This is a genomic window from Vibrio sp. D404a, from assembly GCF_030248535.1.
GTDB lineage: Bacteria > Pseudomonadota > Gammaproteobacteria > Enterobacterales > Vibrionaceae > Vibrio.
Window position 1 is genome coordinate 1 of the sequence record NZ_JAHGAJ010000003.1, and the last position, 15,138, is coordinate 15,138.

Below are 15,138 nucleotides of genomic sequence, written 5' to 3' on the forward strand. Positions count from 1 at the left end.
CCCAATTCTTACGAATCCCCTCATAATTTCTATATAAAACAATGGGTAGACGCCCATCGCTCATTCTGATCTAATGAATTGGGCGTTATGCCTCTTATTGGTATGGCGCAATATGGTAAGCTCTACAGTTGTATGTTTTATAGACTTTCCTCATTTGAGATGTTTGAGGTTTGGTTTATGGAACATGACGGTTTTTCTCGTTGGAAGAAAGAAGCTGATAATTTTTATGTAGCTTATTCTTCAACATTAAATGTAATAAAGTTTGGTGTATCTAAAAACCCATCGAAGCGTATGAGTCTTTTTAACTATCGAAAACCAGGTAATACTAATGATTTTATTCTAATTGGTGAAACTTCATTAGGTTCAGCTGCTGCTGGAGAGTTTGAGACCTTGGTCTCTCGTCGGCTCAGTCATTTGAATAGGTATTATAACTACCATGATGATAGAGGCGGATTAGGAAACTAATCCCTCAAAATTACCAATCGACCCCTTGCAGAGCCTTTACACCACTCTCGAAGGCATGTTTGACATTCTTAACTTCTGAAACAGTATCTGCCATTTCAATCAAAGTACGATGCGCGCCGCGCCCGGTAATAATCACAGACTGCATTTTCGGACGATTATTCAGAGCTTCAACAACCTCGTCCAACTCAATATAGCCGTAGCTAACCATGTATGTAAGCTCATCAAACAGTAGAACATCAATCGACTCGTCAGTAAGTAATCGCTTACATTCTTGCCATACAATCTGTGCCGCTTCGGTATCAGCCGTTTTATTTTGAGTTTCCCAAGTGAAGCCAGTTGCCATAACGTGAAACTCAACGCCTAATTTCTCTAAAAGATTGCGCTCGCCATTTGCCCACGTTCCTTTAATGAACTGCGCGACGGCTGCCTTTTTTTCATGACCTACTGCGCGAGCAATGGTACCAAAGCCCGATGTAGATTTTCCTTTACCGTTACCAGTAATGATCAGCAATAAACCTTTCTCTTCCTGAGCGGCCGCTACTCTAGCATCGACTTGTTCTTTCACTTTTTGCTGACGGGCTTTATGGCGGGTTTCTTTATTGTCTTCTACTGACATTGGGGTTTCCTTGCTCAAGAGATGTAACTAGAATGTTTAAATAGTGGAAGTACTTTATATCAATTTATTCACGGGTAAAACCATAATAAAAACACTAAGAAGTACCCCACTATTCACTTGGTCGAACCCTACCCACCAATATCTTACACACCAATAATTAGACTTCGGAAGTTTGCGATTGTCGCTAGCTTTTCTGATGCTAGTGGATTTAAGAGTATGGCGAGCGCTGCGGACGCAGGCTCGCTGGAGAGAGGTATGTATTACACTCTTGAATTGAGCTTACTGCTCTGCGAGTGATTTAGCTGCAGCGCGCATTAATGCAGGACCTTTGTTTTCGCCATGACCCGAGTGATAAGGGTTAGTCGAGAACATCACACCAACAAAATCGCGATTTGGGTCAATGTAGATCAACTGGCCTAGGTTGCCACTTTTCGCCATGGCACCATCATCGAAAATATAATCGAAATGATAAGACTGGGATACCGTCATTTCGTTAAACGCAGAGACAGAGCTGGCTTGTTTTGTTGAGCCTTCATGGCTTTCAGGGTTGCCGCTTTCTTTAATAAGATTAAGCACTTCATCTGATACTACTTGTTCTGTCGCTACAGATTTCCAACTTGGAGTGAACAAAGTGCCAAAGCGTGCTTTATCTTCTAGTGTCGACAACACCAAACCTAGTGCGATAGCTTCACCTGTTGGAGTTTGGTTAAAGAACATTGGTTGACGAGCTGTCGTTTTGCTCCAGACCCTGTCTTCAAATGCGCGAGTAAATGTTGCATCTTCGATACGCTCTACCAGTTCAGTTAGAATCATAGTGTTTATTGATGCATAACGGAAACGCTCTCCAGCCTTTTCGCCATCAATTTGTTCGGCATCTTGTGCAACATCAAGCCAAGTCTCAACCTTACCCGTTGATTGACGAGGAGAGCCAAAATTAGTTGCATAAAAGCGAACCGCAGGAGAATCAGGATCTAGGATAGACTCCAGCTTTTCTTCATTGTCTAGGCCAGTAGTGTGATTGATCACATCTAATACAGAAACATCATCCCATACTGTGCCCGCAAGTTCCGGCAAGTAAGCGGTAATTGATTTGTCCGTATCAATCTTATCTTCAGCAACTAACTGAGCAATGATAAGGCCTACAGTGGTTTTGGCTGAAGACGCCCAAATATGACGATCTGTTGGGTTCATGCCCGGATAAGCTTCATAAACTACCTCACCTTTGTGAATTAGCATAAAGCCTTGCGTGCGGAATTGAGGATCAGCCAAGTAATCCTTCATCGTCATTTCGCCTTTCGTTTGAGTTTGAACTTTTAGGTTGTCCAGTTCCTTAACAATATTACGACGGAGCTCTTTGTACTCTGCGTTAGGCGAGGCAATAGCAGTTGTAAGGAACTCATTCATATTGGCGTTGTAGTAGAGAGCATGATCGCCGCCCATTTGCCAGTGCCAATTGCCAAAGCTTGCGCGGGCCGCATCTACAAACTCTGGCGTGAATGGGTCTTTAGTGGCATCTACCGTAAGGTTAATCTGTGCGCCGTCTATTTTTAACGCAGCTTCAATAGGGTTGTCGGTATGTTTGTCGCTTGCAAATACAGGTGAAGCAATCAGTGATGTTAGGAATGCAATTGTTTTTAGTTTCATTATAAATCTCGCTTTTTAACTACTTGGTACACGCAAATTATGAATTAAACTAAAAACAAATAGCGGGTCATTTCACGACACTTGTTTCGCTCCTGCGTATTTGTATACTTAACCGCAATCAAAAATCCGACACCTCGGAATGGATATGAAAGCAAACCACAATACCGGCCGAATACTTGTAACATCCAGTAGTAGTATTATGCCGTTCATAAAATACTGTGAGCGGCACAGGTTGGAGTGGCGGTCTTGCGCTGAATATTGTGGCCTGCCACTTACATTGCTTTCATCAAACCACTGGCTTCCGACCAATGATGTGATGAAGTTTTTCTACAAACTTGACTCGTTGCATGGTGATAAATTTCGAATTCAGGCAGGAAAACAAGCTGCGATATCTTTATTATCCCTTGGCTTAGAAAAGCGAGCGAAAGGAGCAAAAACATTAGCCGAAGCTGTCACCCTACTGACTGATGAGTTAGTCAGCCTTTCAAATCATGTCACGATCTGGGTTGAACGGAAGGATGACGCTTGGTGGCTATGTCATAGAAGCTCTTACCGACAAAACAACCTTGGCTTTGAGATTTCAGAGTGGCTTAGAACACTCGCGTTAGTGAATTTCTGCCAAATCCTGCTAGGTCGTGATTGGTATCCTGAGAAAGCTGATCTTGCCTCAACAAACCCATATAACCGCAAGTCACCTCTACCAAAAACAGAAATAAAGCTTGGTTGTGAGTATGGAGCGATTAGCATCCCTCTTGATGAAAGCTATTCCCCTTTTTCTATTTCTTCGGCACAACCCAATTGGTTCGAGGCGGTTGACCGATTAATTACATCTTATGCATGCCTACCTTGGTTCAACATTGATTGGTTCGCTAAACTGCTAGGTATGACCCCTCGTACCCTGCAAAGGAACTTGAAAACGAAGGGACTGATATTCAAAGAAATGAAAGAGGCTGCGAGACTTGCAAAAGCTAAAGAGCTTCTTGAAGGCTCTGAGCAATCCGTGCCAGAGATTTGCTGGCAGGTTGGCTATAGCGATAGAAGTAACTTTAATCGCGCATTCAAGAAAAGGGTGGAAATGACACCTGCAAACTATCGAAAACTCATCCGTCAATCGGACTTAACAAGGCTTACCAACCGCGAGAAAACAAGCATTTAGAGTTAGAATGGAAGTCACCATTTAAAACACAAAGCTCATTTGTGCTAATCGCTCAGCGTCCAGTCTTGTCAATTAAATGATTGCCTTGGTTGCCAAGTATGCGTAACTTTTTGCAAGAAATAGGGTAGTGGCGGTCGTCCAGTCGAACTAGGCGCCAAAGGCATCACTTGGGCCGCAACACTGCCAAATAATTGGCCGACAGGACGATTCTTCCGTGATGGTAAAGAAATCGCATTTTAGCTGCGATTTCTTCATCTTAAACTATTCGTGAGCTAACCAAGCTACCAGAACTTGAATTAGTTAAACGTCACCTTATGAAGCCCTGCCGGATTTGTACCACCAAACAGCAATCCGCCGTCGTTGGTGATGTAAAACACGCCTGCTTCCTTGTTACTCATTTGAATAGCTGTGTTGCCCTCAATACCGTGGTTAACTAACACAGATTGTTTGCCGTCGTGAGTAAACTTAATTACTTCGTGGTGGTGCGTAGTAATAAACCAATCGCCTAGATCATCAATGATGAAATCATCCGCTTGAATGCCTTTGTGCACGATGGCTAGCTCATCTGCTTTGCCGTCTTTGATCGTGATTTTGCCAAGTAATTGCTGCGCAGAGTTAGTGAAGTAAAGGTCACCTTTGTAAAGTTGGATGCCATTCACACCAGGTAATCCTGGGCGTTCTTGCATCGCTTGCAGTTTGTCATCTTCCAGCCAGATAGAGAGTTTGGATGTGTTCATATCGAAGTGGAAGATCTTTCCATTCGCAGCATCTGCAATCAGGTATTGCTGCTCACCAAGATAAGCCATACCGTTCAAGAATGCGCTTTGGTCTAACCCGATGAGGCGTGTTAGTTGACCGTCTTGCGTCACTTTATACAGCGCCATGCTTTCGAGAAAGCTCGCACCCTGCATGATTGAGGTTTCATGAACACTCAAAAGACCGATGCCGTTTTCATCAAAGCGAATGGATACTGGATGACCGTCTACCTTAGCCAGTAGTTTCGCAGCACCATCTTCGCGGTATTGATAGAGCGACATTCCCGTGTAGTCCGTGGCAACCAGTTCTTTATCATTCTTGTAAGTCAGGTTTTCAAAAAAGTGACCCGCAGGCATTGAGATTACTGGCTCTATCATAGCGTCAGTTGCAGTGTTTGACTGAGCTAAAGCAGTAAATGGCACCGAAAGCGATGCAGAAAGTAATAGGGCATTAGTAAGTTGCTTAAACATAGTGAAATCTCGTTCATCAATTGCGTTGATATAAATGTTAGATGAGATCTCTTGAACCATCTATAATACAACAATTACACTATCTTTAACTAAAAGTTTATGAAATCACTGCCGAGTCAACTCCCAATACTGATAGAGGTTGCGAAAGAGAAGAGCTTTTCCGCCGCTGCGCGAAACTTAGGTATCTCAACCCCTGCGGTCAGCAAGGCAATCAACAAGCTCGAAGATGAATGGAAGCTCAAGCTGTTTCATCGCTCGTCACACTCATTAAGCCTTACCTCGGTAGGGCGAGAGTTGGTTGAACAACTCTCTCCTGCGGTAGATTCAATTTTTTCCGCCATCTCAAGCAGTCAGAGTGTCAATAATGAGCTGTCAGGAACCATCAAGATCAACCTGCCAAGCACATCACTAGGGGTTGATACGCTATTGCCTCATCTAATGCGCTTTGCAGAAACTCACCAAAATATTGAGCTGGATTTGCACTTTAGCGATGCCAGTGTTGACCTTATCTCGCATGGTTTCGACCTTGGGATTGGTACCTATCTGAATCAAGACTCACGCTTGATCGCCAAGCGAATCATGACAGGGCGCATTGGTTTATTTGCCTCTGCGGCTTACGCTAAAGAAAAAGGCCTGCCAAGCACCATAGATGAGCTTGCTACGCACCAATGTATTCCAATTCGTTCATTAGAGAGCGGTAAGGTACGCAGCATGAGCTTGTTTGATGGTGAAACAGAGCATAGCTTTTTGCCGAAAGGGCGAATCGTGGTTGACAGCTTTAGCGCAGGTAAAGCGATGCTGTGTCAGAGCTGGGGGATCATCGGGCTTGCCGATTGGGTGCTGAGTGAAGAGCTCAAGCAAGGGAACGTCGTGCCAGTATTAGAAGCATATTGGCCGCCAGAGTTGTCGGTTTATCTCTATTTTACCTCGCGTGAGTATATGCCTCATGCGGTGAGAGCCTTGGTTGATTATCTCAGTGAGGTCGAGCTGACTTAGCCAAAGCCATATATAAATAAGCCCTGCGTGAAAGCAGGGCTATGTAATTATTGCTGTTTAGTTAAGCGTTAAGATTACACTATCAAGACCTTGCAGCGATTTCGCTGCTTCAATGCCATCGTCAATCTCACTTAGTGAGAACTGTTTTAGCGAAATTAGGCTTAAATCAACCAAACCTGACTTCACCATCGCAATCAACGCAAGGTAATCCTGTTTGGTGTACATGAAGTTGCCCTTGATTTCCCAGTTGTTGAGAAGCATTTGGTTGTAATCAATATTGAGTGGCGCCGACGTGCTGCCCATCATCACCAGTTGACCACCAAACTTCAGTGCATTGAGAGTGACTAGCGTGCTGTGTGAATCACGAGCTTGGCCAACCATACACAGTGCCTTGTGTGCGCCGTTACCAAAGGCGGCTTTTAGTGCGGCTACGTCAGCATCAAAGTCACCAGATTGCGCGACAACGCGGTAACGATTTGCGGGAGCCTTGATCGCCGATGCGATCTTCTCAAGTTTCTCTTGGCTACGTCCGGTTAAAATAACATTCGCACCCATAGAAAGCGCTAATAGTGCGGCAGCTGAACCAAAGTAACCGCTAGAGCCGTTAATGATCACCGTTTCACCTGCTTTGAGGTTCATTCTACGCAGCCCACCAAATGGCACTATGAGCTTAGCAATGGCCGCAAGCGTTGCAGAATCTGTTGCTTCGGTGTTGTCTATAGGCATGACAACCGATGCAGGGAAATCACCGTATTCACGCCATGTGCCGTTCGGGTAGTCCTCTAGCATTGGCATACTGCCTGCCGTTATACCAGTTAAGCCGATCAGCACGCGCTGCTGGTCTTCTACGCCCTCATCTTTTACCCAGTTACAGTCAACGACCACACGCTGACCCAATTGGAGACCAACCACGTCTTCACCAACTTCATACACGGTACCAATGGCATTTGTACCTGGCGTAAATGGCATTGGCGGCAGCATATACGGCAGCTTGCCTTGGAGATAATCTTGCGTGTAACTCAGTAGTGGCGTTGCATCAATCTTAACGACGACACTGCCACGCTTGGCTTGTGGAATGTCACTTTCTACTGCTTTGATTGGTTGTGTTGTATCAAATAGTTTCACGTCTAACATGAGTCTCTCCTCGGTCTGTTCTCAGCGGACGATTGAATAATAGACAGTGAATAGGTATCTTTGAAATTGAAGTTTTTGATAATAGGTATCGTAAAATCCGATGGCTAATCTGACCGATAAACTAAGACGTGTCGATTTTAATCTGCTCACCACTTTAGATGTGCTTTTAGATGAAAACAACGTCACCAATGCCGCTAAGCGACTCAACCTAAGCCAGTCGTCAGTCTCGACTCAGCTTGCAAAGTTGCGAGACATTTTCTCCGATCCACTTCTAGTGCCGTCTACAAATGGGCGAGGGATGATTGCTTCATCCAAAGCCAAAGAGTTACATGGTTCAGTTAAGCGACTGTTACGCGATCTCGATAACTTGATTAGTGATGGCAAAGCGTTTGATCCCCAAACCGACGAACGTGTGTTTAATGTTGCGATCTCGGATTACCCATTGACCGTCATTAGTCATAGGCTTGCGAGCAAAGCGTTTGCAGAGCTTGGCGGTAAGGTGCAAATCGCTTTCCACAATAAGACCAGCGATCTAAGCGAGATGATGGACAAAGGGTTGGTGGATCTTGTGATTGCATCCGAAAGGGCAATTCCTCTTGATGCCAAAGCGGTGACGCTATTTGATGAAAGCTTTGTTATGGCGCAGCGAAAATCTCACCCAAGAGGAACTAAGCCTCTAACGCTTGATGAATATTGCGAGCTTAAACACCTGCTGGTTTCCACCTCTGGCGGCAGTTTCTTTGGCTACATGGACGAGCAGTTATTGAAGCTCGGCAAGCGACGAAGCATTGCAATGTCGGTCACGCAATTTACGTCGGTGTATGAGTTGCTTAAGCGCTCGGATTATGTATGTACGCTGCCCTCAAAGCTGGTGGACTTCTACGCGAATGACCTTGATAGTTTTGATCTGCCATTTGAGGCGAATGGTTTTAAGCTCTACATGGGTTGGCACACCGCTTACGATAATGATCCTGCAATTATCTGGCTTAAAAAGTTCATGTTGGAACTTTTTGAAGTCTAGCTGGAGTATCGGATCCCTGAAGTCTGCACCTTGCGATTATTTAGGTAGATAAGGTGACAAGAGGTTTGAGTAGTCAAATGGTTGTATCTCTAAACAGTAGACACCATGATCCTAAAATTGGAATAATGATTGAATGTGCAGTTTAAAGGTAAGCCGATGAAGCGTGTTCTTGATGATCTTAATATCTTTTGTAGTGTTGTCGAAACCGGCAGTTTAAAGCAGGCGGCTGAACGGCTGTCGATCCCTCATAGTACAGTCAGCCGTCGGATGGATGCGTTGGAAGAAAGCCTTGGCTTAACCTTGCTTCATCGCACAACTCGTGAGGTTAGAGTCTCTTCTCGTGGGCAAGAACTCTATGAGGATTGTGTGGGTCAGTTGAGTGCGATTCAGCGGTCAATCGATCTTGCGGTAGATGCGGAAGTGGCATTCAGAGGAAAACTTAATGTCTCAATGCCAGTGCGAGCTGGTATCGATTTTCTCGGTGCGTGGCTGATTGATTTTGCTAGTCAGCACGCTGAACTTACACTCGATGTGTCTCTCTCAAATAGCAATAAAAACCTGATCCAAGATGATATTGATCTCGCCTTTAGGGTTGGGCCGCTCGTTGATTCTTCGGCTATTGCTCAAAAGCTTTGGGATATTCCTTATTCAATCTATGCGCATCGTTCATTTCTGACAAAGCACGCTATTGAACATACAACTATCACTACGGAAGCACTGCTAGCTTTGCCTTGTGTTGTCGCGAGACCATCCTTGTCTTGGGTGTTCCTGAACCCTAATAAAGAAGAGATTCACATAGATGTAAAGCAAGAGTTGATTGTTGATGACCTTGGGCTTGCTTACCATGCGGCGATGAATGGTCAGTACATGGCAATGTTGCCAGACTCAATGGTGAAAACGGAAGAGCTGGTTGCGCTTCACGTCGAAGGATTAACGCCTAGAACGCGAGTGATGTATGCCTATTATCTAGGTCGCCGTCATGCCCAAAGTCAGATCAAACAAGTGGTCGATTACGTTAAAGACCGAAATGAGTCATTAAATTCGTAATTAGCTACAATCCCAAAAATGCAATTGTGTTGTCCCAGATTGCTTATTTCTAGTTGCTATAGTCAGGTCTACACTCTCTTACGTACTCAATAACACATTCAAACCGCGAATTGGATCGCCGAGGAGTAAGAGATGAAAGCAATCGTATTAGAGCAAACAGGTGGCAGCGACAAACTTCAATACAAAGATATTGAGAAACCACAGCTAAAAGCCGGTCAGGTTCTGCTAAAAGTTGCGGCGGCACCAGTCAACTTTATTGATACGGTGATCCGCGAGGGCAACATGCCTCCAGGTATGATGCCAGACCTACCTTTCATTTCTGGTGTTGAGGGAAGTGGTATCGTCGTCGATGCGAATGGTACCGATTTGGCAGAAGGACAAAAAGTAGCGTTTCTTGGTCCTATTGGCGCTGCAACTTACGCAGAATATACCGCCGTTGATGCCGACAAACTGGTTTTATTGTCTGATGACGCTAATTTGCAGCAAGCGGGCGCGATGCCAGTTACCTACTTTACGGCGTATCACATGCTTCACAATGTGGTTCGAGCACAACAAGACAAGTTTGCCCTTGTTTATGCCTCAACAGGCGGCGTTGGTACCGCTCTGATCCAATTGGCGAAAATCGCAGGGCTTAAAGTGATTACCCTTGACCGCAAGGACGAGAAAGTACAACAAGCGCTAGAGCTAGGGGCGGATTACGCGCTTAACTCAACTGGCGATTGGGTTGAAGAGGTGAAAAGAATCACCGATGGTAAAGGAGTTAACTACATCTTTAATCCGGTGGCAGGCGACACCATTACTCAAGACTTAGAGGTACTCGCAACGCTAGGTCACATCGTTATCTTTGGCTTTTTGGCTGGCGTTGGAGAGACAAACCTACAAGCAGAAGCGGTGAAGCATTTCGCGAAAGCACCGACTATCTCATATTCTGAGATCTACGCGACTTACTTCAGCAATTTTGAGCTTGTAAAAGAGTCAATGAATCAGGTTTACAAATTATTGGATGAAGGCAAGGTGAAACCTATCTATTCAGCGATGCCACTTTCAGAAGCAGCCAAAGCACATGATTTGCTAGAGAGCGGTAAAGTGATGGGCAAAATGCTGCTAACACCTCATGGTGATCTCTAGTTTCATTAACTAACGGTTACCTCCACCTTAACTGAAGTCTGTCTTTTGGTTAAGGTGGCGATGATGGATAATTGATTCCTACAATTTATACAGGGTGGATAAACTATGACGATGCCAGCACTTCATCAACTGATCATTAACGGTCAATTTGATCAATTTACACAAGCGATTGAGCAAGGTGCCGATGTTAACCAACTCGATCCATTGATGGGGAATGCGCCACTCCATATCGCGGCTCAGCAAAGCTCAGAGAAATGGGTGGAGGCTTTGGTTGAGGCCGGGGCATTCATCAACTTACAAACTCCAAAACATGGTGTGACGCCACTTATGGTTGCGGTTTGGCATCGTAAGCCTCAAGTTGTGGCTAAGCTGCTGACTTATGCCGATATCAATATTGAGATCATCTCTACATTTGGATTAAGAGCGGATCAACTTACGGAGTTCGGCGCATCCAATGACGATCAGTTTGGGTTAGCGCAATCTCGCGAGCTTAAACAGTTGTTCAGTGATTACACCAATCGCCGCGACAGCGAAGTAAATGCAATGTCTGCTTACCAGGTGGTGACGGACAGCAACCTAACCGACGAACAGGCTGCTGCTGCACTAGATGAACTTGACGATGTATTTTCAACACTCAACCAAACCTCGCCAATTACGTGCTCTGGAAACGACGAGCACACCGCTGTCATGGTCGCTGCTCGCGATGGAAAAGTGAAAGCGCTAGAGAAGCTAATGATGTTAGGTGGCGATCAAACGATTGTTGATCACTACATGAAAGCCGTTCCGCTGCATAAGGCGGCTTACAATGGTCAGGCTGATGTGATTGAGTGTTTAAAGGGGTTTGCTGGATTCCGAAAAACCTTAAATGCTCAAGGACCAAATAACGGTTATACGCCACTTCATGATGCGGTGTGGCATGGTCATGTGGACGCGGCAAAAGCGCTGATTAACGCTGGTGCGCTACAAACACTGAAAGGTTTTGATGGTAAGACGCCACTGGAGCTTGCTAAAGAATACCACTACCAAGAGTTGGTTGAATTACTTAAGTAGCAAGAGTGAATGTTCGGAGTCTTGATGAGAGCAATTTATCACTACCTTTGCTGTTGAATATCAAATGTTAACTACTGTCTATAATCGTCCATTGTTTTAGATAAAAAATCCAACTAGCCACTCTTCTAAAAGATCGATACACCATATGAAATGTTTTGATTACCGGGCTATTAGATGACATTAGAGGATTGACAAGCCAAAGAGTGGTTATAAAATACCATTCCATATAACTCTAGGTATAACGAAATTGTAATTGGTTTATGGGCTTAATAGTAACATTCATGTGTAGATCTTTATTTATGGCCGTGCTTTCTTTGCTAGCCGCTCTGAGCTGCCACGCCTCACTATTAAGCCAGACAGAACTTAAATTCATAGAACAAAACCCTGTAGTGACGTTAGCTGCAGGCAACGGATTTGAGCCCTTTATCTTCCGTGATGTAGATGGTGAGCCGATAGGCATTGATCACCAGGTTACTAAACTCATTGAAGAGAAGACGGGGTTAGAAATTAGATTTGCTTTTGATGACTGGATAAACATACAAAAAAAGCTCAAAGCCGGCACTTATCGTAGTGTAACGTCGATTTCGCGTTCAATTGAGCGTGAGTCATATTTGTCATTCACAGAGCCTTATTACACCTCGACCCCCACGGTGATCGTTAATCGTACCCGCACAAACGAGATATCTAGGATAGAAGATCTAGAAGGTAAGACAGTTGCCTTAGTCAATGGCACCATTGCATACAGAGATTTTTTGAGTCAAATTGATGATGTTAAGTACATGTATCTCGATACGCCTAGTGAGTTATTAAATGCGATTGCTCAAAATCGTGCTGATTTTGCGATAGTGAATGACTCATTGTTTTACGTCATTAATCAATTAGGGCTTGGGCGCCATATAGACACTAAGTTTTTTTTGCAAGATACACTGAATCTTAGGTTTGCATTTACACACAATAACCCAGAGCTTACATCGATTTTCAACAAAGCCTTACAAGAAATCGGTGACGTGAAGCTAAATGAAATAAAGAATCAATGGTTAGGTAAAAGACGCGACAATTCAATCGGTTTGACTACTCAAGAAAAAGCCTTCCTCTCTAAGAAAAAACACATCTCTTTTTGTGTGCACCCACATTGGTATCCTTCTGAAGAGATAGAGGATAATAAGGTTGGTGGCATGACGGATGACTTTATCGGGTATTTAAAGAGAGTTTTAAGTGTTCCTTTTTATGTTCACAGAACGTCAACTTGGGAGGAATCCCTTCAACACGCGAATGAAGGCAAATGTGATATTTTACCGCTGGTTATGGAAACGCCTGAGAGATCTAAAAAACTGAGTTTCACCTCCACCTACTTGTCCTTGCCGCTTGTCTTAGCGACAAGAGATGATGAATTATTCGTGGACAGTCTGTCGGATTTAGCAGGAAAATCGATTGGTATTTTTAAAAGTACCGCCTACGTTGAGCTTCTAAACAACAGTGACTTGGATCTAAATATTGTTCAAGTCAATGATGTCGAAGAAGGTTTAAAACTCGTTAGTAAGGGAGAGCTCTATGGGGTTATCGAAGCATTACCTGTACTGAACTACTATTTACAACACTACTCTTTTGGTAATTTGAAGATTTCTGGCCGTTTTGATGAGAGGTGGGATCTTTCAATCGCTACGGCTCACAGCAATAGCGAATTAATATCTATATTAGAAAAAGCTGTCAATTCCATGAGCAACGATTTTACAAGAGAAGTACTCAATAAATATATATCGGTGAAGTACGAAAGCTATTTGGATCTTCACGTTATATATAGGGTTATTTTCGGTGCCATTTTAATCTTATTACTTTTAGTGTTCTATACAACGAAAGTAAAGAAAGATAAAGCGCAGTTAGAGATAATGTATAAAGCCTTAGAGCAAAAAGATTTAGAGCTTAAGAAGGCAAATAAAGAACTTCAGTTAATCTCATATACCGATTCACTAACGGGAATTTCAAACCGTCGTATGTTAGACCGTTCATTGGTAACAGAGCTAAACCGCTGTAAAAGGTATGGTGGTACAGTTGGATTGATTCTGTTCGATATAGACCATTTTAAACAAGTGAACGATACCTACGGGCACCAAGTGGGAGATGAATTTCTAATGGAGTTAGCTAACATAGTAAATAAATGCTTACGCAGAGTTGATATCTTTGGTCGTTGGGGCGGTGAGGAGTTCTTAGCAATATTGCCTCAAACAGATATTAAAACAAGTTGTGCAAAAGCTGAAATGATTAGATGTTTGATTGAATCTACGATATTCGAAAAGGTAGGTCACCGCACATCCAGCTTTGGCGTGTCTATACTATCCGAAAACATCACGGTATATGAAGCGTTAGAGAAGGCAGACCGGGCTCTCTACTATGCAAAAGAGCAGGGTAGAAACCAAGTCCATGGTGCAAACGAATATAACTAATCGCAAGTTTCAGGAGTGCTGCTATTAGGTAGGTTCATAACTTGTCAAATTTAAAGTAATCCGCACCCTTACAATATTTGGTATTAATCTCGCAAGATTCGATCCACGGATGTTTTAGTTCATTGTGAGCGATTGTGCCTCAGGGAAAATTGAGCGGTATTAAAAGACCGCTCAATTTAGAAGAGGTTCAGAGCTAGCTAGTGCTTACACTTCGAATGGTTAATACAGCGAGAACTTAAGCATAAAGTCTACAAAAATCTTGGACAAATACGAGCGGTCTTTTAAAGGACGATAGTGGATAAAAAACTTTAGAGGCTCGATTTGATGATCTAGCTTAACCTCTATCAATCGTCCATCATTTAGCTCACTCTTACAAAAATGTTTTGGAAGAACTGATAAGCCAGCGCCCTTAATCGTTAATGACTTGATAAAAAAAGCATTGTCACTTTTTATCTTGGGCGTTATGGGTAGTGAGATGCTTCTACCTTGGTTATCGTTGAACACCCAAACATTACCGCCTATCGCATTAACGCTTGATATACAGGGAAACGCTTTTAAATCAGCGATTGTTTTTGGTTGCCCAAACTGCATTAGGCTATTTGGAGAGGCTAATACAGCACTATCCCAGCGGCAAAGCTCTTTGGATACCCAATCTTGATCATGCAAGTCACCTCTCTCCATACTGATAATGACATCAGGATCACGTTTAATGTCATTCTCAATATAGCTAGCACTGCCATTTGTAACGTTAATCTCTGGGTAGGCTAGAACAAAATCAGAAAGCGCATTACCAATAACAGGGGTATCTGGCGTTAAGATATTTAGCTTGCCAGCAGGTGTGTTGCTCATAGCATGGACAGAATCTAAAAAGCCGCTAAGTTCAAAGTAAAGCGTTTTAACTTTAGGGTAAATTGAATCGGCTAGCGGTGTGGGAGATATCTTTCGAGTAGTTCTATAAAACAGCTTTGCTTCAAAACGGGCTTCTAATTGGTTGATATAACGGCTGATATTGGTTGTCGGTACATTGAGAGTTTCAGCTGCAACCTTGAAACTCTTCCTCTCATAAACCGTAATGAATGCTTTAAGCCAAGCATTGTCTAGTTCTTCAAGCATTAGCCAATCCCATTAATTAATTTCTTATTATCCCATTTTTTGGGCTTAACTAAACCATTTTGTCCTGTTTATCAGTTTTATTCAAGGCGCTATTATTTCCG

At 43.4% G+C, this 15,138-nt stretch carries 13 protein-coding genes; 8 read left to right on the forward strand and 5 right to left on the reverse strand.

Features of this window, described 5'->3' with window-relative positions; all coding sequences use genetic code 11:
* Positions 1–87: 87 nt before the first annotated feature.
* Complete coding sequence (locus tag KI655_RS01375; protein ID WP_285400993.1) at positions 88–465, forward strand: hypothetical protein; 378 nt, start codon at positions 88–90, stop codon at positions 463–465.
* Positions 466–475: 10 nt separating this feature from the next.
* Here the strand turns inward: KI655_RS01375 and cobO are convergent, their stop codons facing one another.
* Both cobO and KI655_RS01385 read right to left on the reverse strand, forming a co-directional pair.
* Positions 476–1,081, reverse strand: a complete 606-nt coding sequence (cobO, locus tag KI655_RS01380; protein WP_285400994.1) for a cob(I)yrinic acid a,c-diamide adenosyltransferase — start codon at positions 1,079–1,081, stop codon at positions 476–478.
* A 279-nt stretch (positions 1,082–1,360) separates the two neighbouring features.
* A complete protein-coding gene (locus KI655_RS01385; RefSeq protein ID WP_285400995.1) occupies positions 1,361–2,725 on the reverse strand; it encodes a serine hydrolase in 1,365 nt (454 codons plus the stop codon).
* Between the two features lie 145 nt (positions 2,726–2,870).
* On the opposite strand from KI655_RS01385, the gene KI655_RS01390 reads away from it, so the two are divergent.
* The gene (locus tag KI655_RS01390; protein ID WP_285400996.1) at positions 2,871–3,881 is read left to right on the forward strand and encodes an AraC family transcriptional regulator; all 1,011 of its coding nucleotides are present in this window, start codon (positions 2,871–2,873) and stop codon (positions 3,879–3,881) included.
* Between the two features lie 296 nt (positions 3,882–4,177).
* On the opposite strand, the gene KI655_RS01395 is transcribed toward KI655_RS01390, so the two are convergent.
* Positions 4,178–5,107, reverse strand: coding sequence for a hypothetical protein (locus KI655_RS01395; protein WP_285400998.1), 930 nt, complete (start codon positions 5,105–5,107; stop codon positions 4,178–4,180).
* A gap of 99 nt (positions 5,108–5,206) precedes the next feature.
* Here KI655_RS01395 and KI655_RS01400 point away from each other — a divergent pair, with 99 nt between their 5' ends.
* Positions 5,207–6,103: a LysR family transcriptional regulator gene (locus KI655_RS01400; protein WP_285401000.1), complete on the forward strand. Its 897-nt coding sequence runs from the start codon at positions 5,207–5,209 to the stop codon at positions 6,101–6,103.
* 57 nt (positions 6,104–6,160) lie between these two features.
* Here the strand turns inward: KI655_RS01400 and KI655_RS01405 are convergent, their stop codons facing one another.
* Positions 6,161–7,237 carry a medium chain dehydrogenase/reductase family protein gene (locus tag KI655_RS01405; RefSeq protein ID WP_285401001.1) on the reverse strand — a complete coding sequence of 359 codons (1,077 nt, stop codon included), beginning with the start codon at positions 7,235–7,237 and terminating at the stop codon, positions 6,161–6,163.
* 100 nt (positions 7,238–7,337) lie between these two features.
* Between KI655_RS01405 and KI655_RS01410 the strand changes: the two genes are divergently transcribed.
* The 5 genes from KI655_RS01410 to KI655_RS01430 all read left to right on the forward strand — a co-directional run bounded on the left by KI655_RS01410 (position 7,338) and on the right by KI655_RS01430 (position 13,924).
* A complete protein-coding gene (locus tag KI655_RS01410; protein ID WP_285401003.1) occupies positions 7,338–8,258 on the forward strand; it encodes a LysR family transcriptional regulator in 921 nt (306 codons plus the stop codon).
* Positions 8,259–8,393: 135 nt separating this feature from the next.
* Positions 8,394–9,305: a LysR family transcriptional regulator gene (locus KI655_RS01415; RefSeq protein ID WP_285401292.1), complete on the forward strand. Its 912-nt coding sequence runs from the start codon at positions 8,394–8,396 to the stop codon at positions 9,303–9,305.
* Between the two features lie 132 nt (positions 9,306–9,437).
* Positions 9,438–10,433 carry a zinc-binding dehydrogenase gene (locus KI655_RS01420; protein ID WP_285401005.1) on the forward strand — a complete coding sequence of 332 codons (996 nt, stop codon included), beginning with the start codon at positions 9,438–9,440 and terminating at the stop codon, positions 10,431–10,433.
* Positions 10,434–10,538: 105 nt separating this feature from the next.
* Positions 10,539–11,483 carry an ankyrin repeat domain-containing protein gene (locus tag KI655_RS01425; RefSeq protein WP_285401007.1) on the forward strand — a complete coding sequence of 315 codons (945 nt, stop codon included), beginning with the start codon at positions 10,539–10,541 and terminating at the stop codon, positions 11,481–11,483.
* Between the two features lie 299 nt (positions 11,484–11,782).
* Positions 11,783–13,924 (forward strand): diguanylate cyclase, encoded by a 2,142-nt coding sequence (locus tag KI655_RS01430; RefSeq protein ID WP_285401009.1) that lies wholly within the window; start codon positions 11,783–11,785, stop codon positions 13,922–13,924.
* Between the two features lie 219 nt (positions 13,925–14,143).
* Here the strand turns inward: KI655_RS01430 and KI655_RS01435 are convergent, their stop codons facing one another.
* A complete protein-coding gene (locus KI655_RS01435; protein ID WP_285401011.1) occupies positions 14,144–15,037 on the reverse strand; it encodes a LysR family transcriptional regulator in 894 nt (297 codons plus the stop codon).
* Positions 15,038–15,138: the final 101 nt, after the last annotated feature.